This window comes from Synechococcus sp. FACHB-909 (genome assembly GCF_014698945.1).
Taxonomy (GTDB): Bacteria; Cyanobacteriota; Cyanobacteriia; order PCC-6307; family Cyanobiaceae; genus Cyanobium.
Window position 1 is genome coordinate 49,394 of record NZ_JACJTY010000003.1, and the last position, 24,951, is coordinate 74,344.

General features: G+C 72.1%; 29 protein-coding genes and 1 tRNA gene. 19 read left to right on the forward strand and 11 right to left on the reverse strand.

The window, feature by feature from the left end; translation table 11 throughout:
• Positions 1 to 80: 80 nt before the first annotated feature.
• On the forward strand, positions 81 to 1,112 hold the full coding sequence (locus H6G99_RS06350; protein ID WP_502707672.1) for a type IV pilus twitching motility protein PilT: 1,032 nt from the start codon (positions 81 to 83) through the stop codon (positions 1,110 to 1,112).
• Between the two features lie 56 nt (positions 1,113 to 1,168).
• Here the strand turns inward: H6G99_RS06350 and H6G99_RS06355 are convergent, their stop codons facing one another.
• Both H6G99_RS06355 and tsaD read right to left on the reverse strand, forming a co-directional pair.
• Complete coding sequence (locus H6G99_RS06355; RefSeq protein ID WP_094584853.1) at positions 1,169 to 1,366, reverse strand: high light inducible protein; 198 nt, start codon at positions 1,364 to 1,366, stop codon at positions 1,169 to 1,171.
• 39 nt (positions 1,367 to 1,405) lie between these two features.
• The gene (gene tsaD / locus H6G99_RS06360) at positions 1,406 to 2,461 is read right to left on the reverse strand and encodes a tRNA (adenosine(37)-N6)-threonylcarbamoyltransferase complex transferase subunit TsaD (protein ID WP_190610592.1); all 1,056 of its coding nucleotides are present in this window, start codon (positions 2,459 to 2,461) and stop codon (positions 1,406 to 1,408) included.
• A gap of 73 nt (positions 2,462 to 2,534) precedes the next feature.
• Between tsaD and H6G99_RS06365 the strand changes: the two genes are divergently transcribed.
• Both H6G99_RS06365 and H6G99_RS06370 read left to right on the forward strand, forming a co-directional pair.
• Positions 2,535 to 3,044 carry a Photosystem I reaction center subunit III gene (locus tag H6G99_RS06365; protein ID WP_190610593.1) on the forward strand — a complete coding sequence of 170 codons (510 nt, stop codon included), beginning with the start codon at positions 2,535 to 2,537 and terminating at the stop codon, positions 3,042 to 3,044.
• Between the two features lie 11 nt (positions 3,045 to 3,055).
• Positions 3,056 to 3,166, forward strand: a complete 111-nt coding sequence (locus tag H6G99_RS06370; protein WP_094584856.1) for a Photosystem I reaction center subunit IX — start codon at positions 3,056 to 3,058, stop codon at positions 3,164 to 3,166.
• Positions 3,167 to 3,273: 107 nt separating this feature from the next.
• Here H6G99_RS06370 and gmk read toward each other — a convergent pair whose 3' ends face one another.
• Entirely contained in the window at positions 3,274 to 3,849 is a 576-nt protein-coding gene (gmk, locus tag H6G99_RS06375; protein WP_190610594.1) for a guanylate kinase, read from the reverse strand.
• A 60-nt stretch (positions 3,850 to 3,909) separates the two neighbouring features.
• Between gmk and H6G99_RS06380 the strand changes: the two genes are divergently transcribed.
• Both H6G99_RS06380 and tatC read left to right on the forward strand, forming a co-directional pair.
• The gene (locus tag H6G99_RS06380) at positions 3,910 to 5,625 is read left to right on the forward strand and encodes an Rqc2 family fibronectin-binding protein (RefSeq protein WP_190610596.1); all 1,716 of its coding nucleotides are present in this window, start codon (positions 3,910 to 3,912) and stop codon (positions 5,623 to 5,625) included.
• The gene (tatC, locus tag H6G99_RS06385; RefSeq protein WP_094584858.1) at positions 5,622 to 6,392 is read left to right on the forward strand and encodes a twin-arginine translocase subunit TatC; all 771 of its coding nucleotides are present in this window, start codon (positions 5,622 to 5,624) and stop codon (positions 6,390 to 6,392) included. The genes H6G99_RS06380 and tatC overlap by 4 nt, the downstream gene beginning before the upstream one ends.
• Positions 6,393 to 6,414: 22 nt before the next feature.
• Here tatC and H6G99_RS06390 read toward each other — a convergent pair whose 3' ends face one another.
• Positions 6,415 to 6,744, reverse strand: coding sequence for a DUF3067 family protein (locus H6G99_RS06390; RefSeq protein WP_286191037.1), 330 nt, complete (start codon positions 6,742 to 6,744; stop codon positions 6,415 to 6,417).
• Between the two features lie 126 nt (positions 6,745 to 6,870).
• On the opposite strand from H6G99_RS06390, the gene petC reads away from it, so the two are divergent.
• The 8 genes from petC (at position 6,871) to H6G99_RS06430 (ending at position 12,470) form a co-directional block, all read left to right on the forward strand.
• Positions 6,871 to 7,431: a cytochrome b6-f complex iron-sulfur subunit gene (gene petC, locus H6G99_RS06395; protein WP_094584860.1), complete on the forward strand. Its 561-nt coding sequence runs from the start codon at positions 6,871 to 6,873 to the stop codon at positions 7,429 to 7,431.
• Positions 7,432 to 7,487: 56 nt separating this feature from the next.
• Positions 7,488 to 8,429, forward strand: coding sequence for a cytochrome f (gene petA, locus H6G99_RS06400; RefSeq protein ID WP_190610599.1), 942 nt, complete (start codon positions 7,488 to 7,490; stop codon positions 8,427 to 8,429).
• Positions 8,426 to 9,286 carry a prolipoprotein diacylglyceryl transferase gene (gene lgt / locus H6G99_RS06405; protein WP_190610820.1) on the forward strand — a complete coding sequence of 287 codons (861 nt, stop codon included), beginning with the start codon at positions 8,426 to 8,428 and terminating at the stop codon, positions 9,284 to 9,286. The genes petA and lgt overlap by 4 nt, the downstream gene beginning before the upstream one ends.
• Positions 9,283 to 10,047, forward strand: coding sequence for a precorrin-4 C(11)-methyltransferase (gene cobM, locus H6G99_RS06410; RefSeq protein ID WP_094584863.1), 765 nt, complete (start codon positions 9,283 to 9,285; stop codon positions 10,045 to 10,047). Before lgt ends, cobM begins: the two co-directional genes overlap by 4 nt.
• Positions 10,044 to 10,625: an alpha-ketoglutarate-dependent dioxygenase AlkB family protein gene (locus H6G99_RS06415; protein ID WP_190610601.1), complete on the forward strand. Its 582-nt coding sequence runs from the start codon at positions 10,044 to 10,046 to the stop codon at positions 10,623 to 10,625. Before cobM ends, H6G99_RS06415 begins: the two co-directional genes overlap by 4 nt.
• An 82-nt stretch (positions 10,626 to 10,707) precedes the next feature.
• Positions 10,708 to 11,361: a hypothetical protein gene (locus H6G99_RS06420; RefSeq protein ID WP_190610602.1), complete on the forward strand. Its 654-nt coding sequence runs from the start codon at positions 10,708 to 10,710 to the stop codon at positions 11,359 to 11,361.
• A gap of 120 nt (positions 11,362 to 11,481) precedes the next feature.
• Positions 11,482 to 11,553: transfer RNA gene (locus H6G99_RS06425), tRNA-Val, on the forward strand.
• Positions 11,554 to 11,687: 134 nt separating this feature from the next.
• Positions 11,688 to 12,470: a helix-turn-helix domain-containing protein gene (locus tag H6G99_RS06430; RefSeq protein ID WP_190610603.1), complete on the forward strand. Its 783-nt coding sequence runs from the start codon at positions 11,688 to 11,690 to the stop codon at positions 12,468 to 12,470.
• On the opposite strand, the gene H6G99_RS06435 is transcribed toward H6G99_RS06430, so the two are convergent.
• On the reverse strand, positions 12,445 to 14,079 hold the full coding sequence (locus H6G99_RS06435; RefSeq protein WP_094584867.1) for a Ppx/GppA phosphatase family protein: 1,635 nt from the start codon (positions 14,077 to 14,079) through the stop codon (positions 12,445 to 12,447). The two genes, H6G99_RS06430 and H6G99_RS06435, sit on opposite strands and share 26 nt — an antisense overlap.
• A gap of 129 nt (positions 14,080 to 14,208) precedes the next feature.
• On the opposite strand from H6G99_RS06435, the gene H6G99_RS06440 reads away from it, so the two are divergent.
• Positions 14,209 to 15,102 carry a 4-hydroxybenzoate polyprenyltransferase gene (locus H6G99_RS06440; RefSeq protein ID WP_190610822.1) on the forward strand — a complete coding sequence of 298 codons (894 nt, stop codon included), beginning with the start codon at positions 14,209 to 14,211 and terminating at the stop codon, positions 15,100 to 15,102.
• Positions 15,103 to 15,108: 6 nt separating this feature from the next.
• Positions 15,109 to 16,065 (forward strand): S66 peptidase family protein, encoded by a 957-nt coding sequence (locus H6G99_RS06445; RefSeq protein ID WP_190610604.1) that lies wholly within the window; start codon positions 15,109 to 15,111, stop codon positions 16,063 to 16,065.
• Here H6G99_RS06445 and H6G99_RS06450 read toward each other — a convergent pair.
• Together H6G99_RS06450 and ispD are read right to left on the reverse strand one after the other, a co-directional pair.
• Positions 16,052 to 17,134, reverse strand: a complete 1,083-nt coding sequence (locus tag H6G99_RS06450) for a CpcT/CpeT family chromophore lyase (RefSeq protein WP_190610606.1) — start codon at positions 17,132 to 17,134, stop codon at positions 16,052 to 16,054. The genes H6G99_RS06445 and H6G99_RS06450 overlap by 14 nt on opposite strands.
• An 8-nt stretch (positions 17,135 to 17,142) precedes the next feature.
• Positions 17,143 to 17,850 (reverse strand): 2-C-methyl-D-erythritol 4-phosphate cytidylyltransferase, encoded by a 708-nt coding sequence (gene ispD, locus H6G99_RS06455; RefSeq protein ID WP_190610607.1) that lies wholly within the window; start codon positions 17,848 to 17,850, stop codon positions 17,143 to 17,145.
• Between the two features lie 79 nt (positions 17,851 to 17,929).
• On the opposite strand from ispD, the gene H6G99_RS06460 reads away from it, so the two are divergent.
• Genes H6G99_RS06460 through fabG form a run of 3 tightly spaced genes read left to right on the forward strand, consistent with a single transcriptional unit; the run spans position 17,930 to position 20,716 of the window.
• On the forward strand, positions 17,930 to 18,772 hold the full coding sequence (locus H6G99_RS06460) for a glycosyltransferase family 9 protein (RefSeq protein ID WP_190610609.1): 843 nt from the start codon (positions 17,930 to 17,932) through the stop codon (positions 18,770 to 18,772).
• Positions 18,773 to 18,781: 9 nt separating this feature from the next.
• The gene (locus H6G99_RS06465) at positions 18,782 to 19,906 is read left to right on the forward strand and encodes a potassium channel family protein (protein WP_190610610.1); all 1,125 of its coding nucleotides are present in this window, start codon (positions 18,782 to 18,784) and stop codon (positions 19,904 to 19,906) included.
• A gap of 57 nt (positions 19,907 to 19,963) precedes the next feature.
• Positions 19,964 to 20,716 (forward strand): 3-oxoacyl-[acyl-carrier-protein] reductase, encoded by a 753-nt coding sequence (fabG, locus tag H6G99_RS06470; RefSeq protein ID WP_094584874.1) that lies wholly within the window; start codon positions 19,964 to 19,966, stop codon positions 20,714 to 20,716.
• Between the two features lie 7 nt (positions 20,717 to 20,723).
• Here the strand turns inward: fabG and H6G99_RS06475 are convergent, their stop codons facing one another.
• Positions 20,724 to 20,966, reverse strand: coding sequence for a hypothetical protein (locus H6G99_RS06475; RefSeq protein ID WP_190610851.1), 243 nt, complete (start codon positions 20,964 to 20,966; stop codon positions 20,724 to 20,726).
• A 138-nt stretch (positions 20,967 to 21,104) separates the two neighbouring features.
• Here H6G99_RS06475 and groL point away from each other — a divergent pair, with 138 nt between their 5' ends.
• Positions 21,105 to 22,772 carry a chaperonin GroEL gene (gene groL / locus H6G99_RS06480; protein ID WP_190610612.1) on the forward strand — a complete coding sequence of 556 codons (1,668 nt, stop codon included), beginning with the start codon at positions 21,105 to 21,107 and terminating at the stop codon, positions 22,770 to 22,772.
• Between the two features lie 37 nt (positions 22,773 to 22,809).
• Here the strand turns inward: groL and H6G99_RS06485 are convergent, their stop codons facing one another.
• The 3 genes from H6G99_RS06485 to H6G99_RS06495 are packed head-to-tail and all read right to left on the reverse strand — an operon-like array spanning position 22,810 to position 24,936.
• Positions 22,810 to 23,514 carry an N-acetylmannosamine-6-phosphate 2-epimerase gene (locus H6G99_RS06485; RefSeq protein ID WP_190610613.1) on the reverse strand — a complete coding sequence of 235 codons (705 nt, stop codon included), beginning with the start codon at positions 23,512 to 23,514 and terminating at the stop codon, positions 22,810 to 22,812.
• A 22-nt stretch (positions 23,515 to 23,536) separates the two neighbouring features.
• Positions 23,537 to 24,061, reverse strand: a complete 525-nt coding sequence (locus H6G99_RS06490) for a hypothetical protein (RefSeq protein WP_190610615.1) — start codon at positions 24,059 to 24,061, stop codon at positions 23,537 to 23,539.
• A gap of 11 nt (positions 24,062 to 24,072) precedes the next feature.
• A complete protein-coding gene (locus H6G99_RS06495) occupies positions 24,073 to 24,936 on the reverse strand; it encodes an ABC transporter permease (RefSeq protein WP_094584879.1) in 864 nt (287 codons plus the stop codon).
• Between the last annotated feature and the right edge of the window lie 15 nt (positions 24,937 to 24,951).

The window sequence follows — 24,951 nt, forward strand, 5'->3', positions numbered from 1 at the left end:
CAGGGGCTGCCCTTTCCGTCCAGGGCACGCCGATGTCGGACGATGGTGGAGCCCCGCCGACGCTCGAGCAGATCGTTCGGGTGGCCTTCGAACGGAATTTCTCCGACATCCACCTCGGCGTCGGTGAGGCGCCCCGGTTCCGCAGCCGCGGCGACATGATCCTGGCCGGTCTGGGCATGACCGATGGCAACACCTTCCGCGACTGGCTGCGGGAGATCCTGGAGCCGGCCCAGATCGATCGTTTCTTCCAGCAGAAGGAATACGACGGCTCCTACGCCTTCGGTTTCGTGCGGGTGCGGATCAACCTGCTCGAATCCCTGCAGGGTCCGGCGATGGTCCTGCGGCTGATTCCCCAGGCCATTCCCACCATCGACGAGCTCAACCTGCCGCCGGTGCTCAAGGATCTGGCCCAGCGTCCCAAGGGCATGCTTCTGGTCACCGGCCCGACGGGCTCAGGCAAGAGCACCACCCTGGCCGCGGTGATCGACCACATCAACCGCACGATGAAGCGCCACATCCTCACCATCGAGGATCCGGTCGAATTCGTGCACCAGAGCCGCCAGTCCCTGATCCGCCAGCGGGAACTGGGCAGCCACACCCGCCACTTCAAGACGGCGCTCCGCGCCGCACTCCGGGAGGATCCGGACGTGATCCTGGTGGGGGAGATCCGCGACCAGGACACCCTCACCACGGCGATCGAAGCGTCCCAGACCGGACACCTGCTGCTGGGCACCCTGCACACCAACTCGGCCGTGCGCTCCGTCGAGCGGATGCTGGGTATGTATCCCCCCGACGAACAGGAGATCATCCGGCGATCGGTGGCCGATTCGCTGCTGGGGGTGATCTCCCAGGGCCTGATCAAGACGGTGGATGGCAAACGGGCGTCGTACCACGACGTCTTCATCAACACTGATGCCTGCAAGGACTACATCATGCGGGCCAATCTCGATGAGATCGAATCGATCATGGCCCGCAGCGGTTTCGACGGCATGATCACCTCCAACCAGTATCTCGCCAATCTGGTGTCCGCCGGCAGGGTCCACGCGGAAGATGCTCTCGCCGCCAGCCTCAGGCCCAGCGAACTGGCCCAGACGATGCGCGGGCGGACCTGAACAGCAGGTTTTCGGAAGACTGAGGACTGTGGGAGGGCGGAGAAACGGGCCGGAGCTCAGCCGCCGGCCAGCCGCACCAGCAGCAGAACTCCGAGGCCCACGGAAAGGCCGAGCATCGCCAGACGGCCGTTCCAGATCTCGGCCTGGGGGGTGAAACCACGGCGCCAGGCGTTGAGTTCCTGCTGGGACACGGGTTCCGTGTCGATGAGGGAGGTTTCGCCCTGCTCAATGGGCAGGGGGTTCGCGGGGGCCATGGGGCCAGACGGTAAGGCGATCCACCCACCTTAAGGGCATCAAAAGGGTGGCTGTGGCGCATAGAGCGAGCCCGCCTGCTCCAGGGGGAACCGGGCCGCCACCCCCAGGCTGATCCCGCTGCGCCCCCCCGCCTCGAGCCGCTCGACCGCCGCCAGGCCCACCATGGCGGCGTTGTCGGTGCAGTAGGCCAGGGGCGCGACGCGCCAGGAGAGGCCGCGGGCGGCGGTCGCCTCCGCCATCAGGCGGCGCAGGCGCCGGTTGGCGGCCACGCCCCCCACCAGCACCACCGTCTCCAGGCCCGCCTCGACGGCACAGCGGCAGCTGCGCTCCACCAGCACCTCGGCCACCCCCTGCTCGAAGCTCGCCGCCAGGTCGGCCACGGGCAGGGGAGCGCCCTCGCCAGCGAGCCGCTGCACCTGGCGCAGCACCGCCGTCTTGAGGCCGCTGAAGCTGAAGTCGTAGGGATGGAAGCCCCCCTCGGGAAGGGAGACCCTTCCCTTGGGGAAGCGGAAACGACCGGGGTCGCCACCGGCTGCCGCCGCCTCGATGGCGGGCCCACCCGGGTAGCCCAGCCCGAGCAGCCGGGCCACCTTGTCGAAGCATTCGCCGGCCGCATCGTCGCGGCTGCGGCCCAGGCGGGTGTAGGCCCCGGGACCATCGACGCGGATCAGCTCGGTGTGGCCGCCGCTGACCAGCAGCACGAGGTACGGACCCGCCGGCAGGGGGTCGCCCAGATGCACCGAGCACAGATGCCCCTCCAGGTGATGCACCCCCAGGAAGGGCTTGCCATGCAGCCGCGCCAGGGTGCGGGCCGTGACCGACCCCACCAGCAGGGCCCCGGCCAGGCCGGGGGCGACCGTGGCGGCGACGGCATCGAGATCGGCCATGGCCAGACCGCTCTCCTCCAGCACCCGGGCGATCAGGGCCGGCAGCGCCTCCACGTGGCGGCGCGAGGCGATCTCCGGCACCACCCCGCCCCAGCGGGCGTGCTCCTCCATCTGGGAGGCCACGGCCCCCGCCAGCACCCGCCGACCGGCCACGATCGCCGCCGCTGACTCGTCACAACTTGTTTCGAGGGCCAGAACCGTGCGCATGCTCCCTGGGGAGCTCCCCTACTGTCCGCACGAGCCATCCTGCCCCGCGGCAGTTCCCCCGCGGCCCCTCTCCATGCGCCGTCTTCTCTCCAGTCGTTCCTTCGCCATCCGGGCCTTCGCCCTGGTGGCGTCCGTGTTCCTGCTCTTCGGCTTCGCCCCCTCGGCCCGGGCCGACATCGGCGGACTCACCCCCTGCAGCGAGACCCCCCGCTTCCAGCAGCGCGCCGCCGCTGCGAAAACGGATCAGGCCAAGGCCCGCTTCGCGTATTACGGGGATGCCCTGTGTGGCACCGATGGCCTGCCCCACCTGATCACGGATGGCCGCTGGAGCCACGCCGGTGACTTCACGATCCCCGGCCTCCTCTTTCTGTACATCGCCGGCACGATCGGCTGGGCCGGCCGTGGCTACCTGATCGCCATCCGCGGCAGCAAGGACGCCACCATGCGTGAAATCCAGATCGATCTGCCCCTGGCATTCAAGACCACCCTGGCCGCCGCCGTCTGGCCCCTGGCGGCCCTGAAGGAGTTCACCAGCGGAGCCCTGGTGGAATCCGACTCCAAAGTGACCGTTTCCCCCCGCTGATCCCCAGAGCCATGAAGAAATTCCTCACCACCGCTCCCGTCGTGGCCGCCGTCTGGTTCACCCTCACCGCCGGCATCACGATCGAGGTCTTCCGCTTCTTCCCGGATCTGATCATCCACTGACCCTGAAGCCAGCGACGGGGCTGCCCCCAAGCGTGCGGCAGCCCAACCAACCTTGCGGCCCCTTTGAAGGGCCGCTTTTTCATGGCGGCACGCCCCTGGCGGTGCTGTCAGAGGGTGTCGCGAAATCCCAGCAGCCGCTCCAGTTCCAACTGGGCCGCGTCAAGGTCGCCGTTGACCAGCACGGCATCGAACTCCGCCTCGGCCGTGAGCTCCTGGCGTGCCCGCGCCAGCCGCCGCGCGATCGCCTCGTCGCTGTCGGTGCCGCGGCCCCGGATGCGGCGCTCCAGTTCCTCGAAGCTGGGCGGCTTGATCAGCAGCTGAAAGGCCGCCGGAAAGGTGCGCCGCACCTGGCGGGCGCCCTCCAGCTCGATCTCCAGCAGCACCGGCCGCCCCTGGGCGAGCTGGGCCTCCACCGGGGGCCGGGGGGTGCCGTAGAGGTGGCCCGCGAACTCGGCCCACTCCAGGAAGCCCCCGCCGGCCACCTGGGCCTCGAAGGCGGGGCGCGTCAGGAAGAAGTAGTGCTGCCCGTCGATCTCACCGGGCCGGGGCGAGCGGGTGGTGGCCGAGACGGACAGCCACAGGGCGGGGTGCCGCTGCAGCAGCCGGGCCACGAGGGTCCCCTTGCCCACCCCGCTGGGGCCGGTGATCACCGTGAGCCGGCCGCTGGAGGGGGGGGAGTCCATGGATGACTGGCGCTGGGGCGCACAGTAGGGGTGGACCGCTCTGAGGCGACAGAGGAGGCGATGGCCCCATCCCCGTCCATCCAGGCCATGGATGTGACCAGCCTGCGCGCCGTGCTGGCCGAGATGCGCCGCGGCCTGCTGCCCAGCCGTTTCGAGAAGGCCCAGCAGCCCGATGCCCACCGCCTGCAGCTGGGCCTGCGCAGCCTGCGGGGCACCCTCTGGCTGGAGCTCAGCTGGCTGGCGGAGGCCCCGCGCCTGCTGGTGGTCGAACCGCCGATGAAGCAGGGGGAGGGCAGCACCCTGGCCCAGCAGCTGCAGCACGGCCTGCGGGGCCTGGCCCTGGTGAGCCTGGAGCAGCAGGGCTGGGAGCGGGTGGTGACCCTGGGCTTCGCCCCCAGGCCCGGCGAGCCGATCCGGAGACAGCTGGTGCTGGAGCTGATGGGGCGCCACAGCAACCTGTTCCTGCTCGACGAAGACCAGCGGGTGATCGCCCTGGCCCGCCAGGTGCGCCAGGACCGGTCGCGGCTGCGGCCGATCGGCACCGGCGATCCCTACCAGCCACCACCGCCCATGGCCGGCGAACCGCCCCGGCTGGAGGAGGAGGTCGCCTCCTGGCGGCGGCGCCTCGGCCTTCTGCCCCAGACCGTCGGCGAGGCCCTGATGGGCGCCTACCAGGGGGTCGGCCCGGCCCTGGCACGCCAGCTGGCGCTGGACGGGCTGGCCCGGCCGGTGCAGAGCCTGGAGGAGGAAGCCTGGCAGCGGCTCTGGCAACGCTGGCACCTCTGGCTGGAGACGGTGGCCGAGGAGCGCTTCCAGCTGGGCTGGGGCGGCCCGAGCGACTACCGCTGCTGGGACCCCGAAGGGCCGCCGGCCGCCGACAACGACGACGACGACGACTGGGCGATCAACCGGGGGCTGGCGGGCTACTACGCCGATCGCCTCGGGAGCCGGGAGCTGGAGCAGCGGCGGGCGAGCCTGCGGCAGCGGCTGCTGAACGCACTGGCCAAGGAGCGCCGCAACGCCGACCAGCAGCAGAGCCTGCTGGCGGCCGTGCCCGGCAGTGACGCGATGCAGCGCCAGGCGGACGGCCTGCTCAGCCGGCCGTCGCCGTCGCGGGAGGAGATCGACGAAGCCCAGCGGCTGTACCGCCGGGCCCGCAAGCTGCGCCGTTCCGTGGCCGCGATCACCCCGCGGCTAGAGCTGCACCAGCAGCGGCTGGCCGCCATCGAAGCCAGCCTCACCTTCCTCGAACAGGCGGAAAACGGGGCCCAGCTGGCCGCCGTGGAGGAGGACCTCCCCGTCCTGCTGCCCGCCCGGGAGGGCCAGGGGCCCGGGCCGTCCCGGCGGGTCCGGCGCGGGGCGGCCGGCAGCGCTCCGGCCCCGCTGGAACTGCGCAGCAGCGGTGGCCTGCGGCTGCAGGTGGGCCGCAACCATCGCCAGAACGAATGGATCAGCCTGCAGCAGGCCCGGCGCGGCGACCTCTGGTTCCATGCCCAGGAGTGTCCTGGCAGCCACGTGGTGCTCAAGGGCTCGGAGGGCACCCCCAGCGACGCGGACCTGCGGGAGGCGGCCGACCTGGCGGCCCACTTCAGCCGCGGCCGGGCCAACGGCCGGGTGCCGGTGGTGATGGTGCCGACCACGGATCTGCAGCGCATCGCCGGCGCCGGCCCCGGAACGGTGCGTCACCGGGGGGGCGAGGTGCTGTGGGCGGTGCCCGAACGGGCCGCAGGTCTGCTGGCCGCGCCCCCTAGGCTGCCGGGAACGGAACAGCCATGAGCGACCCCATCCCCGAGGACACCTTCCCCGGCGAGTTCCCCGGCGAGGTTCACATGAGCCTGGTGGAGCACCTCGAGGAGCTCCGCCGGCGGGTGCTTCGCAGCCTGCTGGCGGTGGTGGTCGGCGCCGCCGCCTGCCTGCTGGCGGTGCGGCCCCTGGTGCGGCTGCTGGAGGTGCCGGCCGAGGGGATCCGCTTCCTGCAGCTGGCCCCGGGCGAATTCCTGTTCGTGTCGCTGAAGGTGGCCGGCTATGCGGGGCTCACCCTGGCCCTGCCCTACGTGATCTTCGAGGTCCTGGCCTTCGTGCTGCCGGGGCTTACCCGGCGGGAGCGGCGGCTGGTGGCCCCCGCCGTCGCCGGCTCGACGGTGCTGTTCGCGGCCGGTCTGGCCTTCGCCTGGTGGGCCCTGGTGCCGGCCGCCCTGCGCTTCCTGGTCTCCTACGGGGCCGATGTGGTGGAGCCGATCTGGTCGATCGAGCGCTATCTCGACTTCGTGCTGCTGCTGATGGTGGCCACGGCCCTCGCCTTCCAGCTGCCGGTGCTGCAGCTGCTGCTGGGTGCCCTGGGGCTGATCGACTGGCGCACCATGTTGGGAGCCTGGCGCTGGGTGGTGCTGGTGGCGGCCCTGGCCGGGGCGGTGCTGACCCCCTCCACCGACCCGATCACGATGCTGCTGCTCACCGGGGCGATCACGGCGCTCTACCTGCTGGGGGTGGCCCTGGTGGCCCTGGCCGAGGGGCTGCGGCCCTCCCCCTCCCCCTCCACCTGATCGGCCGGCGCCCGGCCGGGCCTCAGAGCATGAACTCGCTGGCGCGCCCCGCCGGCAGCTCCAGGGGCAGGGACAGGGCCTTGCCCAGCCGGGGCCTGTCGTTGGTGGTCCGCAGCCACTGGCGCACCTGGGACGCCACCCCGAGGCCGTTGAGGGAGCCCACCAGCTCCTCGAGGTGCGCTTCGTAGGCCTCGGGGGTGAGCGGGAACGACTGCTGCTCGAGATAGCCCCACATCACATGCAGGTAGAGGCGGCCGCGACGCTGGACCAGCTGCAGGTCATAAGAGGCCTGCCAGCGGCTGCGCAGCAGCTCCAGCAGTTCCTCCCGCCGCAGCGGTTCCGGTGAGGTCATGGCGGACGGCGCACTCCACAACAGCATGTTGCAGCCGGTCTCGGCCGGGTGCGGCTCGGACCCGGGGCGGGAAGGGCAAGGTTCATAATGGGCGCCACGTCAATCGGTCACACCGCGCCGTTCCCTATGACCCAGATCCCTGCGGCCTCTTCGAACGGCGGTGCCTCTGGTGATGTGCCCGGCATGGGCCGCCGCCAGTTCATGAACCTGCTGACCTTCGGCTCCGTCACGGGGGTGGCCCTGGGTGCCCTCTACCCGGTCGTCAACTACTTCATCCCGCCCAAGGCCGCGGGCAGCGGTGGCGGCGTCACCGCCAAGGACGAACTGGGCAACAGCGTCACCGCCACCGGCTGGCTGGCCACCCACAAGGAGGGTGACCGCAGCCTGGTGCAGGGTCTCAAGGGTGACCCCACCTATCTGCTGGTCGAGGGTGGCGAGGCCATCGGCGACTACGGCATCAACGCGATCTGCACCCACCTGGGCTGCGTGGTGCCCTGGAACAGCGGCGCCAACCGCTTCATCTGCCCCTGCCACGGCAGCCAGTACGACGCCACCGGCAAGGTGGTGCGCGGCCCGGCGCCCCTCTCCCTGGCCCTGGCCCACGTCAGCGTCGAGAACGACAACGTGTTCCTCAGCCAGTGGACCGAAACCGATTTCCGCACGGGCGAAAAGGCCTGGTGGGCCTGATCGGCGCCTGAATCCCCTCCCCGTTCTCCTCTCCGACGCCCGCCACCTCCACCCCCATGCGCCGCTTCCTCTCCCCCCTGTTCGGCACCCTGCTCACCGTCAGCCTCTCGCTGGGCGTGGTGCTCCTGGGGGCCAGCCCCAGCTGGGCCTACCCCTTCTGGGCCCAGCAGAACTACGCCACCCCGCGTGAGGCCACGGGCAAGATCGTCTGCGCCAACTGCCACCTGGCCAAGAAGGCCACCCGGGTGGAAGTTCCCCAGGCGGTGTTCCCCGACACGGTGTTCAAGGCGGTGGTCGAAATCCCCTACGACACCTCGGTGCAGCAGGTCTCCGGTAACGGCAGCCCGGCCGGCCTGAACGTCGGCGCGGTGGTGATGCTCCCCGACGGCTTCACCCTGGCCCCCCAGGACCGCCTCAGCGATGAGCTCAAGGAGGAGACCGCCGGCATCTACTACACCCAGTACAGCGACGACCAGCCCAACATCCTCCTGGTGGGCCCCCTCCCCGGTGACCAGCACCAGGAGATCGTCTTCCCGATCCTCTCCCCCGACCCGGCCACCGACAGCGCCATCCACTTCGGCAAGTACCAGGTCCACGTCGGAGCCAACCGCGGCCGCGGCCAGGTGACCCCTGAGGGTGAGAAGACCAACAACACCGTCTACACCGCCCCGGCGGCCGGCACGGTCAGCGCCATCAGCACCGACGCCAACGGCGCCACCGTGGTGGAGATCACCGGCGCCGCCGGCAGCGTCACCGAGACGGTGCCCGCCGGGCCCACCCTGACCGTCGCCGTCGGCGACGCCGTCGAGGCCGGCGCCCCGATCACCAACGACCCCAACGTCGGTGGCTTCGGCCAGATCGACGCCGAGGTGGTGCTTCAGAACCCGGTGCGCATCTATGGGCTGCTGGCCTTCTTCGCCGCCGTGGCCCTCGCCCAGATCATGCTGGTGCTCAAGAAGCGCCAGATCGAGAAGGTCCAGGCGGCGGAGGGCTTCTGAGCCTTCCTCTCGGCCTCTTCACCTCCCCGGGACCCCTGATCTTCCAGCTGGGTCCCGTTTCCGTTCGCTGGTACGGCCTGCTCATCGCCCTGGCGGTGCTGCTGGGTCTGCTGCTGGCCACCCGGCTGGGCCGCCTCAGGGGCATCGACCCGGCCCTGATCGCCGACCTGCTGCCCCTGATGGTGCTCTGGGCCGTCGTGGGTGCCCGGATCTACTACGTGGCCCTGGAATGGCGCCAGTACCGCAGTGACTGGTCCGATGTCTTCGCCATCTGGCGCGGCGGCATCGCCATCCACGGCGCCCTGATCGGCGGCACGCTGGTGACGGTGCTCTTCTGCCGCTGGCGCCGCCAGGCCTTCTGGCCGCTGCTGGATGTGCTCGTGCCCGCCGTGGCCCTGGGCCAGGCAATCGGACGCTGGGGCAACTTCTTCAACTCCGAGGCCTTCGGCCTGCCCACCAACCTCCCCTGGGCCCTGACGATTCCCATGGCCAACCGGCCGCAGGAGTTCCTCGAGCAGGCGTCGTTCCATCCCACCTTCCTGTACGAGTCGCTCTGGAACCTGGGGGTCTGCGCCCTGCTCCTGGTCCTGTTCCGCCTCGGCGGCAGCGGCCGCCTGCGGCTGCCGGCCGGTGCCCTGAGCTGCGTCTACCTGATGGCCTACAGCAGCGGCCGCCTCTGGATCGAGGGGCTGCGGCTCGATCCCCTCTGCCTGTTCTCCCAGCCCCCCTTCTGCAGCGGCGGCCTGCGCATGGCCCAGCTGATGAGCCTGCTGCTGATCCTGCTGGGGGGGGCGGGCCTGCTCTGGCTCTACCGCTTCCGCCGTCCCCTCCCCGACCCCTCCGGCCTGATCGCATGACAGCCACCGTCCAGATCGTGGGAGCCGGTCCCGGCGCCCCGGACCTGCTCACCCTCCGGGCCGCGCGGGCCATCGAATCGGCCCAGGTGCTGGTCTGGACCGACTCCCTGGTGAATCCCCAGATCGCCGCCCTGGCGCCGCCGGGCTGCGAGAGCGTCCGCACCAGCACCCTCACCCTCGAGGAGGTGATGGCCGTGGTGCTGGAGCGGGCCCAGGCGGGGCAGCGGGTGGTGCGCCTCCATGACGGCGATCCCTGCCTCTATGGCGCCCTGCAGGAGCAGATCTGCCGCCTGGCCGACGCCGGCCTGGCCGTGGAGGTGGTGCCGGGCCTGAGCGCCTACCAGGCCACCGCCGCCGCCCTGGGGGCCGAGCTGACCATCCCCGGCCGGGTGCAGACGATCGTGCTGAGCCGGGCGGGCGGACGCACCGGCACGCCGGAGCGGGAATCCCTGGCCCGGCTCGCCGCCCTGCAGGCCTCCCTGTGCCTGTACCTGAGCGCCCGCCATGTGGAGGAGGTGCAGGGGGAACTCCTGCAGCACTACCCGGCGGACACCCCCGTGGCCATCGGCTACCGGGTCAGCTGGCCCGACCAGTGGCTCACGGTGGTGCCCCTGGAGGCGATGGCCCGGGTCAGCCGCGAGCGGAACCTGATCCGCACCACCCTCTACGTGGTGAGTCCGGCCCTGCGGGACGCCGGCGGGGCCCGTTCCCTGCTCTATTCCGCCAGCCACAACCACCTCTTCCGCGGCGGCGCCGAGTGACGGCGGCGGCCCCCCGCCTGCGCCACTGGCGGGGTTGGGTGGGGGCCGCGGAGGCCGATGGCTGGCTGCGGACCCTGCTGGAGGAGGTGCCCTGGAAGCAGGAGTCCATCACCGTCTACGGCCGCCGCCACGCCATGCCCCGCCTCACCTGCTGGATGGCCGATCCGGGCTGCGGCTACCGCTACTCGGGCCTGGACAACGCCATCGAGCCCTGGACCCCCCTCACCGGCGCCATCCGCCGGCGTGTGGGGGAGGCCGCCATGCGGGACTTCAATTCCCTGCTGCTGAATCTCTACCGCGACGGCCGCGATGCCATGGGCTGGCACGCCGATGACGAGGCCGAGCTCGACCCTGAGGCACCGATCGCCTCCCTGAGCCTGGGGGCGAGCCGCACCCTGCGCTTCCGCCCCCGCCAGCGGGGCACCGCCCCGACCCTGGCGGTGGAACTGGGCCACGGGGACCTGCTGCTGATGGACCCGCCCACCCAGCGCCACTGGCAGCACGGACTGCCGCGGCGGCTGAAGGTGGGCGCCCCCCGGCTCAACCTGACCTTCCGGGTGGTGCGAGTGCCGCCGTAGGGGGCGGCTGCGTCGGGCATCGGAGCGCCGGGGCGGTGGCGACAATAGATGCGGTGTGCCTCCGAGGGGCGTTTCGAGGGCGATGGCCAGTTCCCGTGGAAGCCGAGTCCGGACGTTGCTGCCGGTGCTGCTGGGCCTGACCCTGCTGGCCGGTGGCTGCCAGGGGGCCGGGGTGAGTGAGGCCGGCCAGGAGCGCTGCCGCCGGCTCAGCGCCGCCGCGGGCGATCCGTTCAGGGCGGCCCTGAGCTACTTCCGCTGCCTGCCCGGCACGGACCGCAGCCTGGCGATGGAGCGGGCGGCGATGGAGAAGGCGGCGGCCGCCCGGCGCGAGGCCCTCGACCGCTGCCGCCGGCGTCAGGGGAGGATCGCCACCCTGATGGAGTCCCTGCGCAACGCCGAACAGGAGCTGGCGGCGGCGCGCAACAGCCCCTTCCGCCCCAGCGTGGCGCCCCCCCAGCCCCTGGACGACGGCAGGGAATCCCGGTACCGCCCGGAGGACCAGCGCCTCGACCGCGAACGCTACGAGGAGGCCCTCGGGGCCTGGGAGCAGCAGGTGGCCGGCGAGCGGGCGCGGTGGCTCCAGCGGCGGGAGGCCCGCATCACCGCCGCCCAGGACCGCCTCGACCGGGACGCCCAGGCCCTGAGGGACCTGCAGCCCGATCTGTTCACCGGGCCGGCGAGCATCGAATTCAATCCCGTGGCGGTCAGCCGGGTGCGCACTGGCTGCAGCAGCTAGCCGGCATTTGACAGTGAGTTCGGCGACCGTGTAGGAGGGATCTGGCCAACGGGCCGGGCCGGAACCCTCAGCCGCAGGAAGAATCACTTTCAGCGTCGAAGAGGTGTCGGCCGCAATGACGGGCGATTAGCACAGCGGTAGCGCACTTCCTTCACACGGAAGGGGTCACTGGTTCGAATCCAGTATCGCCCATGTCTTTCCTCCGGTTTCTGCACCGGTAAGGTCCCCAGCGACGGGTGCTGGTCTCGATCCGGACCGCTCGTCATACTGCTGGCTACGCAGCGCTTCAGGAGACACTGCCCTTGCCCGAATCTCCTGCCGCGACCATGGCCGCAGAGGACTGGAGCGCTCCGATCCCGGAACTGGTCGAGCTGGGCGAACGGCTGGCCACGGCCCGCCGTGGCCAGGGTCTGAGCCTGGAGGACCTGGCCGACCGCCTGCGGCTGGGGAGCGAACAGCTGATGGCCCTCGAGACCGGCGACCATCGGCACCTGCCGGAGGCCGTCTTCGTGGTGGCCCAGGCCAAGCGGGTGGCGGGCGCCCTGGGGATCGACGTCAGCCAGCAGATCAGCGATCTGCAGAACAGCCGCCTGATGCGGGTGGGGCGCAAGCCTGCCGCCCGGCCCCTGCAGCGCAAGGTCCTGACGGCCACGCCCCCCGCCCGCCGCAGCGGCCCCCCCGGCTGGCTGTGGGCGGCCCTGGTCCTCCTGGGGGGCGGTGCCGTCGCGGTGGCGGCACTGAAGGGCCTGGTCCCCTCCCCGCCGGCGGCCGGAATTCCCTCACCGGCGGCGGCCCCCGGCCAGGCCACGGCCTCCGGCCAGCCAGCCGCACCGGCCCCTGCACCGGCGGCACCCCGGCCGGCGCCGGATCAGCTGCTGCTGGAGAGCCGCCAGCCCAGCTGGCTGGAGGTGCGCACGGCCGCCGGGGAGACGCTCTTCCGCGGCACCTTCACCGGTGAGAAGCGCTTCCCCCTGGGCAGCGGTCTGCGGGTCCTGGCCGGCCGGCCCGACCTGGTGACGGCCAGCGCCGGCAGCCTGGCGCCCCAGACCCTCGGGAGGATCGATCAGGTGGTCTGGCGCACCTTCAGGGCGACGCCTGCGTCACCGTGAGCCGCAGGCCCGTGGCCTCGAGCACCAGATCCGCGCACGAGCGGAGGCTCCACTCCTCCAGGCTGAGATCCAGGGGGGGCTCCCCGGCCTCCGGAGGTCCGGCCTGCAGGCCGATGGTGAAGCCACGGGGCTGATGGGCCCGGTCGGTGTCCGCTGAAACGGTGATCGCGGCGATGCCGGGGGCGGGCCTGCGGTCGAGGGCAGCGGCCAGCCGCAGCAGCAGGGCCATCGTGAACACGGTGTGACGCTGCTGGCCGGCTTCGATCAGCTGCCACGACTCGTGGCGCTTCTTGGGCAGGCTGCGGCGGTGATAGCGGGCGATCGCCGCCACCATCAGGTGCTCGGCCTCGGAGTACCCCAGCAGCTCCCCATGGCGGATCAGGTACCAGGTGTGCTTGTGGTAGGCGGCGATGTTGACGTGCTTGCCGCAGGCATGCAGCTGGGCCGCCGCCCATAGCAGGGCGCGGCCCTCGCCGTCGTCATCGTGGAGCAGGCCCCGGGTCTGGTCGTAGAGGCTCATGGCATGGCTGGCCACCCGGTCGGCCCGGCCCGTGTCCACCCCGTAGGTGCGGGCCAGGTGCAGCACGGTGCGGCGGCGGATCGTGCTCTGGAAGGTGAATCGGTCGACCAGCAGGCCGTTGCGCAGCATCCAGTCGACGATCAGGCCCTCCCGCAGGGCCCGCTCGCAGACCACCAGTTCCCGGACCTGGAGGATCTCCATGGTGGTCTGGAGGATCAGGGCGCCGGGGACGATGATCTCGGCCCGGCGTTCGTTGATGGCGGTGAGGGCCCGGCGCTGGTCCGGGGTCATCGCCACCAGCCGCTCGACGATCTCGTCCAGGCGGGCCCGGCCGAGGCGATAGCCGTCGAGCTTCAGGGGCGGATTGGGATCCTGGGCGGAGGCCAGGGCCGCCATCGCCATGGCGGTGCCGCTGGTGGCCACCAGGACGGGCTTCTCCCCCGGCCGCAGCTCCCGCTTCACCTCGGCGACGGCCGGATCCATCGCCCCCTGGATGTAGGCCTCGAGGAAGCCTCGGCGGGCCGGCGTCAGGGGATCCTCCCGGCAGAACTCCCGCTGCAGCCGCACCGCCCCGATGCGGGTGCTGGTCAGGGCGCGGGCATCGCGGCCGTCGGCGAGCACCAGCTCGGTGGAGCCGCCGCCGATGTCGAGGATGAAATAGGGCTGGTCGCCGAAGGACAGGCCCGAGAGCACCCCCAGGTAGATCAGCCGGGCCTCCTCCGGCCCGCTGACCAGGTCCACCACCAGCCCCAGCTGGTCCTGCAGGCCCTGCAGGAAGGCCCGGCCGTTCGGGGCCTCCCGCACGGCGCTGGTGGCGGCGGTGACGATCTGCTCCACCCCGTGGCTGGTGGCCAGGTCGCGGCAGTGGCGAAGGGTGAGGTAGGCGCGCTCGATCGCCTCGGGGGTGAGGTCCCCCGTTTCCGGATCCCTCTCCCCCAGCCGGGTGGTGGACTTCTCCGCCACCACCACCGAGAAGCTGCCCAGGACCGGGTCGATCGCCGCCACCAGCAGGTGGATGGAATTGGTGCCGATGTCGATGGCCGCCACCCGCCGTTCCGCGGAGCCGGCGGTGTCGGGGGTCGGGGGCATGGGGGTCGGCCCGGGCGGCGGCGGCGCCACTTTGCCACCGGGCGACGCTCCGGATCGGCCGCTGGAACGTCACCGACAGGAGTTGGATAGGGTGCCGACACCCGACCGTTGCCCGCGGTGAACGTCCCGATGGCCCCCGGCCGCGCTCCGGCCTGGCTCGAGCTGCTGCGCTGGCACAAGCCCAGCGGCCGGCTGATCCTGCTGATCCCCGCCGGCTGGGCCCTCTGGCTGGGGCCGGCCGTGCCGCCCCCGGCCCTGCTGGTGGGCTGGATCGTGCTGGGGGGACTGGCGGTGAGCGGCGCCGGCTGCGTGGCCAACGACCTCTGGGACCGGCGCATCGATCCCCTGGTGGAACGCACCCGCCACCGCCCCCTGGCCGACGGCCGCCTCGGAGTGGGCACCGCGACCGTGCTGCTGCTGCTCTGCCTGGTGGTGGCGCTGGCGGCCCTGCTGGCCCTGCCGGCCGCCAACCGGGTGCTCTGCGTCGGCCTCGCCCTGGCCACCCTGCCCCTGGTGCTGCTCTATCCCTCCGCCAAACGCTGGTTCGCCTATCCCCAGCTGGTGCTGGCCCTCTGCTGGGGCTTCGCCGTGCTGATTCCCTGGGCGGCCACCCAGGGGGGCCTGCAGGGCGACCTGGGGGGCTGGCCCCTGCTGCTCACCTGGCTGGCGGCCGTGAGCTGGACCTTCGGCTTCGACACCGTCTACGCCATGAGCGACCGGGAGGACGACCGGCGCCTCGGGGTGCGCAGCAGCGCCCTGAGCCTGGGGGCCCGGGCGCCCCTGGCGGTGGCGCTCTGCTACGGCCTCACCTGCGCCGCCCTGGCCCTGGCGGTGCTGCTGCAGGGGCGGGCGGGCCTGCCGTTCTGGCTGCCCTGGGCCGTCGCCGCCCTGGCCATGCAGCAGCAGGCCGCCCAGCTGCGTCGCGCCGACCTGCCCCGCAGCGCCTATGGGCGCCACTTCGCCGTCCAGGTGTGGCTAGGTGCCCTGCTGCTGCTGGCCGTGATCCTCTCCACCAGCGCCTGATTCCCCATGGCCGCCGCAGCGACCCAGCCGCCGCCCCACCAGCCACCGGCCCTGCGGCCGGGCGACCGGGTGCGGCTGGTGGCCGCCAGCTCCGCCCTGGCCGACCTGGAACGGCTGCAGGCGGGCCTGGCGGTGCTGGCCGGCTGGGGCCTGGAGCTGGATGACGACCCCGCCCGGCTGCTGCCGCGCCGCTGGGGCTACCTGGCGGGCCGGGACGCTGAGCGGGCCGGCGATCTGCTCGCGGACACCGGCCCGGGGCAACCGGCGGCCCTGCTGGCCTGTGTGCGGGGGGGGTGGGGATCGGCCCGGCTGCTGGAGCGGCCCCTGGAGGCGGCGGGGGGCTGGCTGCTGGGCTTCTCCGATGTCACCTCCCTGCTGTGGCACCGGCTGGCGACGGGCCAGGGGGGCGCCATCCACGGCCCCCTGCTCACCACCCTGGCCGCCGAACCGGCCTGGAGCCGGGAGCGGCTGCGGGCCCTGCTGTTCGGCGAACCCCTGGCCGACCTCGAGGGGGAGCCCTGGGTGGGCGGCCAGGTGGAGGGTCCCCTGCTGGCCGCCAACCTCACCGTGGCGACCCACCTGCTGGGCACGCCGCACCTGCCGGACCTGGACGGGGCGATCCTGATCCTCGAGGACGTGGGCGAGGCGCCCTACCGGATCGAGCGGATGCTCACCCACTGGCGCCTCTGCGGCGCCCTGCAGCGGCTGGGGGGCATCGGCTTCGGCAGCTTCGAGGGCTGCGGCGATCCCACCGACCCCGAAGGCGACGGCTCCCGCTTCAGCCTGGAGCAGGTGCTCAGGGAACGCACGGCCGATCTGGGGATCCCGGTGCTGGCCGGACTGCCGGTGGGCCACGGCGACGTCAATGCCGCCCTGCCCCTGGGGGTGCGGGCCCGGCTCGACGGCGACCGGGGCCGGCTGAGCCTCATCGAAGGGGCCGGTGGGCCCGTCAGTCGCCCGTGAGGCTCCCCTCCTCCGTGAGCCTCTCCTCGTCGATGGCGGTGCGCCCCACCAGCCGGCCCTCCTTCAGCATCTGGGCCACCCGCCAGCGGCGGCGGCCATCGGGGCTGCAGCTGATGATCTCGTGCACCTCCGGGTCGGCGGGGTCATGGGGGTGCATGACCAGCAGGCTGCCGGCGGCGGGCTGCTCCCCCGGCAGATCCATCGCCCAGCCCCGGTAGCGCTCGCTGGCGAACCACACCCGGCCGGAGTGGATCTCGCCCCGGGCCTCGATGCGCCGCAGCGGCGCGTCCTCGCTGCCCAGCAGGTTGCTCTGGTGGTAAAGCCAGTGGCCCGCCTCCTCGACCACCCGGATGGTGACCCTGCTGGGGACGGTCTCGAGCAGGTCGCCCCCGGCGTCGTAGCGGCGGAAGCTGCCGTACCAGACGCCCTGCTGCCCCACCAGGGCCGGCAGCTCGGCAGCCCCCTCCGCCCGGTCGAACAGCAGCCAGCTGAACCCGTCGACCTCGCCCCGCACCGAGCCATCGGCCAGCCGCAGGCTGCGGTCCCGGTACCAGAGCTGGTCGGGATGGAGGAGCATCTCGAACTCGGCGCAGACCTCACCGTCCTGGGGATGGTGGTAGCGGCAGGCCCCGGGATCCATGCGGGCGCGGAAGCGATCGAGGGCCGGCTCCGCCGTGAAGAAGAGGTCGCAGCCCGGATGGCGATCAAAGGCCTCCGGTCCCAGCTCCGCCACCAGAGAGGCCGCCAGGGGCGGACGGTCGTAGGTGGGCCCGCCGCGGAAGAACAGCTGCTCGGCCCGGACGGCGCCGCGGTCCGGGTCCTGCCGCAGCACCACCACCCGCTGGCGCTGGGCCAGCTGGGGAGCACTGGCGCGGAACTCCTGGAAATAGAGCACCACCGCCCCCAGCTGGGGCGCCTGCAGCCGCTCCACCACCATCGTCCGCAGCTCCCGGGTGAGCTCGGGCGCCGCCGGACCGCCCCTGGCCACGTGGGCGGCCACCTGGCGCCGGTTGTGGAAGGACCCCTGCCAGCGGGCGGCGATCGTCTCGAGCTGGGTGGCGCTGTCCATCGGCGACCTCAGGCCCCGCGGGCCGCCAGCACGGCGCTGGCGATGGTGAGATCGAAGCGGGTGGTGAGCTTGATGTTGGAGGGGGGCGCCTCCAGCACCCGCACCGGCAGCCCCAGGCGCTCGTAGAGGGCGGCGTCGTCGGTGACGCTCCAGCCCTCGCGCTCGGCCCGCCCGTGGGCCTCCCGCAACTGGGCCACCCCGAAGCCCTGGGGGGTCTGGGCCGCCCACAGCCCGTCGCGTTCGGGGGTGGCGGTGATCACACCGCAGCCATCCACCTGCTTGATGGTGTCGGTGACGGGGGTGGCGGCGATGATGCCGGCCCCCTCGGCCATGGCCTGGGTCAGGGCCGTGGCGCAGCGCTCCAGCAGGTCCGGTTCCGCCAGGCAACGGGCGCCGTCATGGATCAGCACCGCCTCGGCATCGGCCGGCAGGGCCTCCAGACCACGCCGCACGGACTCCTGGCGGGTGTCGCCGCCGACGATCCAGGCCACCGGCTGGGCCAGGGACCGGCGGGGCTCCGCCGCGGCCAGGATGGCGCCGATGGCCGCCTCGTCCTCCGGCCGGCCCATCACCCCGATCCAGCGGATCGCCCCGCAGGCCAGGGCGGCGTCCAGCGTCCAGGCCAGAACGGGGCGTCCGGCCAGGGGCAGCAGCAGCTTGTTGGTGGCGGCGCCCATGCGGCGCCCACTGCCGGCGGCGGCGATCAGCAAATGCACAAGCGATGGGCCGCCCGGGCGGAACATTGGAGTCCCCTCCATACAATCAGGCCGCGAGGCCCGCCCGACCCAACGCCCGATGCGCGCACTGTTTCTGATCCCGGGCGACGGCGCCAGCCAGCTGCAGGCGATCCCGGCCGTGGCGGCCACCGCCGAGCAGCTCCGGTTCCAGATTCAGGTGGTCTGCCACCCCTCGCTGGCCGCTCTCTGGAAGCTGCTGCCGGCGGTGGAGAAGGTGATCCCCTTCAACTTCGGCGACGCCACCCTGGCCGACTGGGCCAACCTGCTGGGGTCGGTGCGGGAGCCGGATTTCCAGGCCTGCATCAATCTGGCGGCCGGCCGCCAGGTCGACCTGATGCTCTCGATGAGCCACATCCCCAACCGGATGGCGGCCGGGGGCTTCTCCGCCACCGAGAAGGTGCAGGTGCCCCAGGGGCTCTGGCCGGCCCAGGCCCTGGCGGCCTACCTGCGGCCCATCGGGGTGAAGCTCGAGGCCGCCGCTTTCCGCCTGGCCCTTCCCCGCACCGCCCTCGACGAGGCCATGGCCGCGCTGCCGGCCGGCGACCGGCCGATGCTGCTGCTGGCCCCCTCCGGCCGTGCCGGCGACTGGCCCGAAGCGGCCTGGCAGGAGCTGCCCGGCCGCATCGCCGCCACCCTCCCCGGCCTGCGCTCCCGGCAGGTGCCGCCGGCCTCGGCGGCCGACATTCCCGGCCGGGCCGCCCTGGTGGCCGCCAGTGATGTGGTGCTGGCCAGCGATCCGGTGACGATCGAACTGGCCCTGCTCAGCGGCACCCCGGTGGTGGCCCTGGGTCGCAGCAGCGACAGCCTTCCGGTTCGCGACGGAGTACAAGGACTTGGTTCCGATGGCCACCTGCGTGAGCTCCCCAGCAACGACGTGCTCAAGGCCCTCGGCCTGGGCTGAGCCACGCCCATGAGTCGCCTGTGGTTCGCCCGCAGGAAGCGTCCCCCCACCGCCCGGTCCCGCCGTCCCTGGGTCACCCCCTTGATCGCCCTGATCGTGGTGGTCAACGCCAGCGCCATCGGCTATCGGATCACCGAGGGCTGGGACTGGGGGGATTGCTACTGGATGGTGGCGATCACCATCGCCACCATCGGCTACGGCGAGGTCCACCCCCTTTCCTCGGCCGGACGGATCATCACCGTGTTCTCCCTGGCCGGTGGGCTCGTGGTCGTCCAGCTCACCATCCAGAACCTGGTGGGCCTCTCCGAAACCGGCTACTTCCGGCGCCTGCGGGAGCGCCGATTCCGCACCTGGGTCCAAAGCATGAACAACCACGTGATTCTCTGCGGCTACGGCCGCATCGGCAAGGAGATCGCCGATCAGCTGATCCGGGAGAAGGTGCCCCTGCTGGTGGTGGAGATGGACGCGGGCTGCCGCGATGAGGCGGAGGAGCGGGGGCTGCCGGTGCTGTTCGCCGACGCCACCCTCGATGAGACCCTGCTGGAGGCGGGCATCCACCAGTGCCGCAGCCTGGTGGCGGCCCTCTCCAGCAACGCCGCCAACCTCTATGTGGTGCTGAGCGCCCGGGGGCTGGCCCCCCGCTGCCGGCTGATCGCCCGCTCCGACAGCGCCGAGGCGGGCCGCAAGCTGCGCCTGGCCGGCGCTGACCAGGTGGTGAGCCCCTACGTGGCCGGGGGCCGGGTGATGGCCGCCACCGCCCTGCGGCCCCTCGCCGTCGACTTCATGGAGCTGCTGGCCGGCTCCGACTGCGAGGTGGAGGAGTTCCAGCTCACGGACGACCCCTCCCGGCTGGGGGAGCTCCAGGGCCGCAGCCTGGCGGAGATGCAGTTCGGCCGCCGCAGCGGCGCCCAGGTGCTGGCCATCCGCACGCCGCCGCCGGCGGTGGCCAATCCCTACGCCTACCGGGGCACCACCTACGGCACCCCGGAGGCGACGCTGGTCACCAACCCCGGCGGCGACATCCGGCTGGAGGCCGGCCAGCTGCTGGTGGTGATGGGCAGCAAGGAGCAGCTGCAGCGCTTCGCCGATGTGCTCGGGCCTGCTCTGGAGAGTGCCGACCAGATGGCCGACTGAGCCGATCTGGTCGGGCCGGCGCACGGCATACGATCGCCTGACCCTGCTCCCGACCCCATGTCCAGCGCCGCTCCCCTCTCCGGTCAGGTCGCCCTGGTGACCGGTGCCAGCCGGGGGATCGGCCGGGCCATCGCCGAGTCCCTGGCGCTGGCGGGAGCCACGGTGGTGGTGAACTACGCCCGCTCACCCGAGGCGGCCGAGGAGGTGGTGGCGGCGATCACCGCGGCCGGTGGCCGGGCCTGGAGCCATCAGGCGGATGTGGCCGATGAAGCGGCTGTTGAGGCGATGGTGAAAGCCGTGCTGGACACGGAGGGGCGCCTCGACGTGCTGGTCAACAACGCCGGCATCACCCGCGACGGCCTGCTGATGCGGATGAAGACCGCCGACTGGCAGAGCGTGATCGACCTCAACCTGACCGGGGTGTTCCTGTGCACCCGCGCCGTCAGCCGCAGCATGCTCAAGGCCCGCCGCGGCCGCATCATCAACATCACCTCGGTGGTGGCCCTGATGGGCAACCCCGGCCAGGCCAACTACAGCGCCGCCAAGGCCGGCGTCATCGGCCTGACCCGCAGCACCGCCGCCGAATTCGCCAGCCGCGGCATCACCGTCAATGCCGTTGCCCCCGGGTTCATCGACAGCGACATGACCAGGGACCTCGACAAGGAGCCGATCCTCGCCGCCATCCCCCTGGGCCGCATGGGCCAGCCAGAGGAGGTGGCCGGGGCGGTGCGGTTCCTGGCGGCCGATCCGGCGGCGGCCTACATCACCGGCCAGGTGCTGCAGGTGGATGGCGGCATGGTGATGCGCTGAGCGCCGCTCAGGATTCCGGAGCCAGGGGCTGGGCCAGGTCTTCCCGCAGCTTGCGGATCCGCTGCAGCAGGCGCAGGCGACGGCTGCGGGCCGTGAGGGTGAGGAACAGGCGGATCGGCACGTAGTCCAGGGCCATCAGCAGGCCCAGGGCGGCGATCAGCAGAAACACCATGCCGTCGGCGTTGGTGCTGGGGACGAGGGCCGATTCGGTGGCCGCGCTGTCGAGGGTCTGCTGCAGCAGGTCTTCCATGGATCGAAGGTACCTCCTGCGGCGGGGGGCCGCAGCCGTCCCTGAACGGGACATTCGGCTTTCCCCACCGAGGGGCGGGTGCCTGCGGCAGGGTCGCTGTGGGACGCTGCGACGGATGCTCCTGATGTCACCCCGTCGATGGCCAAACTGATCCAGTTCGCCGATGCCTCCCGCGAGTCCCTCGAGCGGGGCGTCAATGCCCTGGTCGATGCGGTGAAGGTCACCATCGGACCGAAGGGTCGCAACGTGGTGCTGGAGAAGAAGTACGGCGCCCCCGACATCATCAATGACGGCGTCACCATCGCCAAGGAGATCGAACTCGAGGATCCCTTCGAGAACCTGGGCGCCAAGCTGATCCAGCAGGTGGCCTCGAAAACCAAGGACACCGCCGGCGACGGCACCACCACCGCGGCCGTCCTGGCCCAGTCCCTGGTGCATGAGGGCCTGCGCAACGTGGCCGCCGGCGCCAGCCCCGTCGCCCTGCGCCGCGGCATGGAGCAGGCCACCGCCGTGGTGGTGGCGGGCATCGCCGAGCGCTCCCGTGCCGTGGCGGGCGACGCCATCCGCCAGGTGGCCACGGTGAGCGCCGGCAACGACGAGGAGATCGGCCGGATGATCGCCGAAGCGGTCGAGAAGGTCAGCGCCGATGGCGTGATCACCGTGGAGGAATCCAAATCCCTGGCCACCGAGCTGGAGGTGACCGAGGGCATGGCCTTCGATCGCGGCTATTCCTCCCCCTACTTCGTCACCGACCAGGACCGGCGCGAGTGCGCCTTCGACAATCCCCTGCTGCTGATCACCGATCGCAAGATCAGCACCGTCCTCGACCTGGTGCCGGTGCTCGAGGCCGTCTCCAAAAGCGGCCGGCCCCTGGTGATCCTGGCCGAAGAGGTGGAGGGCGAAGCCCTGGCCACCCTGGTGGTCAACAAGACGCGCGGCGTGCTCCAGGTGGCCGCCGTGCGGGCGCCGGGCTTCGGTGACCGCCGCAAGGCCATGCTCGAGGACATCGCCATCCTCACGGGCGCCACGGTGATCAGCGAAGACCGGGCCATGACCCTCGACAAGGCCACCCTGGCCGACCTGGGCCATGCCCACCGCATCACCATCACCAAGGACACGACCACGATCGTGGCGGCCGACGACCAGCGCGCCGCCGTCAGCGATCGGGTGGCGGCGATCAAGCGGGAGCTGGAGGCCACCGACTCCGACTACGACCGCGAGAAGCTCAACGAGCGCATCGCCAAGCTCGCCGGCGGGGTGGCCGTGATCAAGGTGGGGGCCCCCACCGAGACCGAACTGCGCAACCGCAAGCTGCGCATCGAGGACGCCCTCAACGCCACCCGGGCCGCCATCGATGAGGGCATCGTCGGCGGCGGTGGCAGCACCCTGGTGCAGCTCACCGAGGAACTCGGGGCCCTGGCCAGCCGCTGCGAGGGCGACGTCCGCACCGGGGTCGAGATCGTCCAGCGGGCCCTGGCGGCCCCTGCCCGCCAGATCGCCATCAACGCCGGCGCCAACGGCGACGTGGTGGTGCAGCAGATGCTCAGCCAGGGCAAGGGTTACAACGCCCTCACCAACAGCTACGACGATCTGCTCGCCGTCGGCATCCTGGATGCGGCCAAGGTGGTGCGGCTCGCCCTGCAGGATGCGGTCTCGATCGCCTCGCTGCTGATCACCACCGAGGCCGTGATCGCCGACAAGCCGGAACCCCCCGCTCCCCCCGCCGGTGACGGCGGCATGGGCGGCATGGGAGGGATGGGTGGCATGGGCGGCATGGGCGGCATGGGCATGCCCGGCATGATGTGAGCCCCGGGGGGCTCGCACGGGCCGGTTGGGCTGGGGCTCAGCCGGCCATGGCCTTCACGTAGGCGGCCACCTGCAGGTCCACACCCGTGATCGCCGTCCCCACCACCACGGCATCGGCCCCACAGCCCAGGGCACGGGTCGCCTCCTGCTTCGAGGCGATGCCCCCCTCGCAGATCAGGGCCACCGCTTCGGGCAGCTCCTGCCTCAGGGGGCCCAGCAGGTCCCAGGCGGGAGGCGGCAGCGTGGCGGTGACCTCGGTGTAGCCGTAGAGGGTGGTCCCCACCCACTGGCAGCCCAGGGCCGCCGCCCGCAGCCCGTTCGCCACGCTGTCCACATCCGCCATGAGCGGAGCCCCCAGCTCCTGCCTGGCCCGCGTGATCAGCGCCTCCAGCTCCTGGCCATCGGGGCGGGGGCGCTCGGTGGCATCGATGGCCACCACATCGGCTCCTGCCGCCCAGACGGCACGGATCTCCTCCCAGCCAGGGGTGATGTACACCGGGCTGCCGGGGAAGCTGCGCTTCCAGAGACCCACGATCAGGGCCTCGGGGCAGCGACGCCGCACCGCGCCGATGTGCTCCGGACTCTCGAGCCGCACCCCGGCGGCCCCCTGGAGCAGGCTGGCCTCCGCCATCGCCGCGATCACGGCGGGATCGCGCAGGGGCGAACCCTCGGGGGCCTGCACCGAGACGATCAGTCGACCACCGAGTTGGGCCCGCTCAGGCAGGGGACGGGAGGACGGCATGGGCGGGGGCAGGGTTCGGGGATCAGCTGGCGCGGCGATGCTGCGGCGCCGCGGAGAGCCAGGAGCGCAGGTCGGCCAGGGTGGAGGGCGCCGGAGCCGGCGAGGCGCTCGGGCTCTGAGGGTGCAAGGCGATGACGTCCGACAGGCCGGCGGCCCCTTCGGCCGCGGCGACGGGGGCGTCAACGGGGGCGGGGACTGGCTCCTCGGCGGTGTCCGTGACGGGGTCGGTCGGCTCGGGGAAGGCCCTGATGGGAGTGACCGGGCTGGGCTGCAGGGGAGCGGAGAAGGAATCTTCGAGGGCCGCGAAGGCCTCGGCCATGGTCACGCTGGCGGGGGCCATCGCCGCGTCCATGTGCTGCAGCAGCCAGTCGCCGGCCTCCCAGCCCGCCTCGGCGACCACGCTGCCGGTGCGGAAGCTCTCCAGGGAGGTCACCCCATGGCGGTGGGCCCACTGGCCGGTGAGGCGGGCGACGGTGGCGGCATCCCTGCGGCGGATGGCTTCGAGCAGCAGATGGGAAAGCTCTGGACGGGGGGACGGCAGGGACACGGGGCGGGGCGTCAGGTGAGCTTGCGATCCAGCATCGGGCGGATCAGCAGGAACAGACCGGCGGCCAGCCCCGCCAGGATGGCCAGGCAGGTGAGGGCCGAGAGGGATCCGTAGGGGGCCACCAGCACCACATCGGTGAGGTGGAAGGATCCCGCGTAGGCGGCGCGGATCGGTTCAATCGCGAAGGTAAGGGGATTCAGGGCCGCCAGCCAGCCCAGCCAGGGGGGCATGAAGGAAATCGGCGCCAGGGCGGTGCTGGCGAACAGGAGCGGCAGGTTGGCCACGAAGATCACCGCGATCAGCTCGATGTGGCCCGGCAGGGCGAAGGCCAGCCCGAGGCTGAGGGCTGTGACGGCGAAGACGAGCAGCAGCAGGGTGACCAGCACCAGCAGCAACCCCGCCCCACCGGGCCAGCCGTAGCCCAGCAGGGCCGCGGTGCCCATGATCGCCAGGCTCTGCACCAGGCTCAGGCTGGTGATGTAAAGCACCGAGGCGAAGACGATCGAGCTGCGGGAGCGCAACGGCGCCACCAGCAGGCGGTTGAGGAAGCCGAACTCCCGGTCGAACATCACGGGCAACCCTGCGTTGAGGGCGGCACTGAACGCGGTGAACACGATCACCCCGGCCCCCAGGAAGCGGCCGTAGCTGATGCCGCCGGGCAGGAGACCCTCCGGGGCGTTGGCGAACAGGGCCCCGAACAGCACCAGCCAGATCAGGGGCTGCAGCACACCCGCCACCAGGGTGGAGGGACGCCGGGCCAGCTGGACGAACAGGCGGCGGGTGAGGGCGAGCGTCTCCTGGGCGATCTCGGCCAGGGCCGACGGTTCACCGCTGGCGGCGGGAAGGGGGGTCAGGGAGGGGCTGGCGCTGGTCATGGGGATGGGGGGGTG

Excerpts from the sequence above, each read along its gene's own strand:
- H6G99_RS06355 (WP_094584853.1), bottom strand. The coding sequence starts at position 1,366 with ATGGCCCCCGCGAACCCCCTGCCCATTGAGCAGGGCGAAACCTCCCTC.
- tsaD (WP_190610592.1), bottom strand. The coding sequence starts at position 2,461 with ATGCGCACGGTTCTGGCCCTCGAAACAAGTTGTGACGAGTCAGCGGCG.
- H6G99_RS06365 (WP_190610593.1), top strand. The coding sequence starts at position 2,535 with ATGCGCCGTCTTCTCTCCAGTCGTTCCTTCGCCATCCGGGCCTTCGCC.
- H6G99_RS06370 (WP_094584856.1), top strand. The coding sequence starts at position 3,056 with ATGAAGAAATTCCTCACCACCGCTCCCGTCGTGGCCGCCGTCTGGTTC.
- gmk (WP_190610594.1), bottom strand. The coding sequence starts at position 3,849 with ATGGACTCCCCCCCCTCCAGCGGCCGGCTCACGGTGATCACCGGCCCC.
- H6G99_RS06380 (WP_190610596.1), top strand. The coding sequence starts at position 3,910 with ATGGCCCCATCCCCGTCCATCCAGGCCATGGATGTGACCAGCCTGCGC.
- tatC (WP_094584858.1), top strand. The coding sequence starts at position 5,622 with ATGAGCGACCCCATCCCCGAGGACACCTTCCCCGGCGAGTTCCCCGGC.
- H6G99_RS06390 (WP_286191037.1), bottom strand. The coding sequence starts at position 6,744 with ATGACCTCACCGGAACCGCTGCGGCGGGAGGAACTGCTGGAGCTGCTG.
- petC (WP_094584860.1), top strand. The coding sequence starts at position 6,871 with ATGACCCAGATCCCTGCGGCCTCTTCGAACGGCGGTGCCTCTGGTGAT.
- petA (WP_190610599.1), top strand. The coding sequence starts at position 7,488 with ATGCGCCGCTTCCTCTCCCCCCTGTTCGGCACCCTGCTCACCGTCAGC.
- cobM (WP_094584863.1), top strand. The coding sequence starts at position 9,283 with ATGACAGCCACCGTCCAGATCGTGGGAGCCGGTCCCGGCGCCCCGGAC.
- H6G99_RS06420 (WP_190610602.1), top strand. The coding sequence starts at position 10,708 with ATGGCCAGTTCCCGTGGAAGCCGAGTCCGGACGTTGCTGCCGGTGCTG.
- H6G99_RS06430 (WP_190610603.1), top strand. The coding sequence starts at position 11,688 with ATGGCCGCAGAGGACTGGAGCGCTCCGATCCCGGAACTGGTCGAGCTG.
- H6G99_RS06435 (WP_094584867.1), bottom strand. The coding sequence starts at position 14,079 with ATGCCCCCGACCCCCGACACCGCCGGCTCCGCGGAACGGCGGGTGGCG.
- H6G99_RS06440 (WP_190610822.1), top strand. The coding sequence starts at position 14,209 with ATGGCCCCCGGCCGCGCTCCGGCCTGGCTCGAGCTGCTGCGCTGGCAC.
- H6G99_RS06445 (WP_190610604.1), top strand. The coding sequence starts at position 15,109 with ATGGCCGCCGCAGCGACCCAGCCGCCGCCCCACCAGCCACCGGCCCTG.
- H6G99_RS06450 (WP_190610606.1), bottom strand. The coding sequence starts at position 17,134 with ATGGACAGCGCCACCCAGCTCGAGACGATCGCCGCCCGCTGGCAGGGG.
- H6G99_RS06460 (WP_190610609.1), top strand. The coding sequence starts at position 17,930 with ATGCGCGCACTGTTTCTGATCCCGGGCGACGGCGCCAGCCAGCTGCAG.
- H6G99_RS06465 (WP_190610610.1), top strand. The coding sequence starts at position 18,782 with ATGAGTCGCCTGTGGTTCGCCCGCAGGAAGCGTCCCCCCACCGCCCGG.
- fabG (WP_094584874.1), top strand. The coding sequence starts at position 19,964 with ATGTCCAGCGCCGCTCCCCTCTCCGGTCAGGTCGCCCTGGTGACCGGT.
- H6G99_RS06475 (WP_190610851.1), bottom strand. The coding sequence starts at position 20,966 with ATGGAAGACCTGCTGCAGCAGACCCTCGACAGCGCGGCCACCGAATCG.
- groL (WP_190610612.1), top strand. The coding sequence starts at position 21,105 with ATGGCCAAACTGATCCAGTTCGCCGATGCCTCCCGCGAGTCCCTCGAG.
- H6G99_RS06485 (WP_190610613.1), bottom strand. The coding sequence starts at position 23,514 with ATGCCGTCCTCCCGTCCCCTGCCTGAGCGGGCCCAACTCGGTGGTCGA.
- H6G99_RS06495 (WP_094584879.1), bottom strand. The coding sequence starts at position 24,936 with ATGACCAGCGCCAGCCCCTCCCTGACCCCCCTTCCCGCCGCCAGCGGT.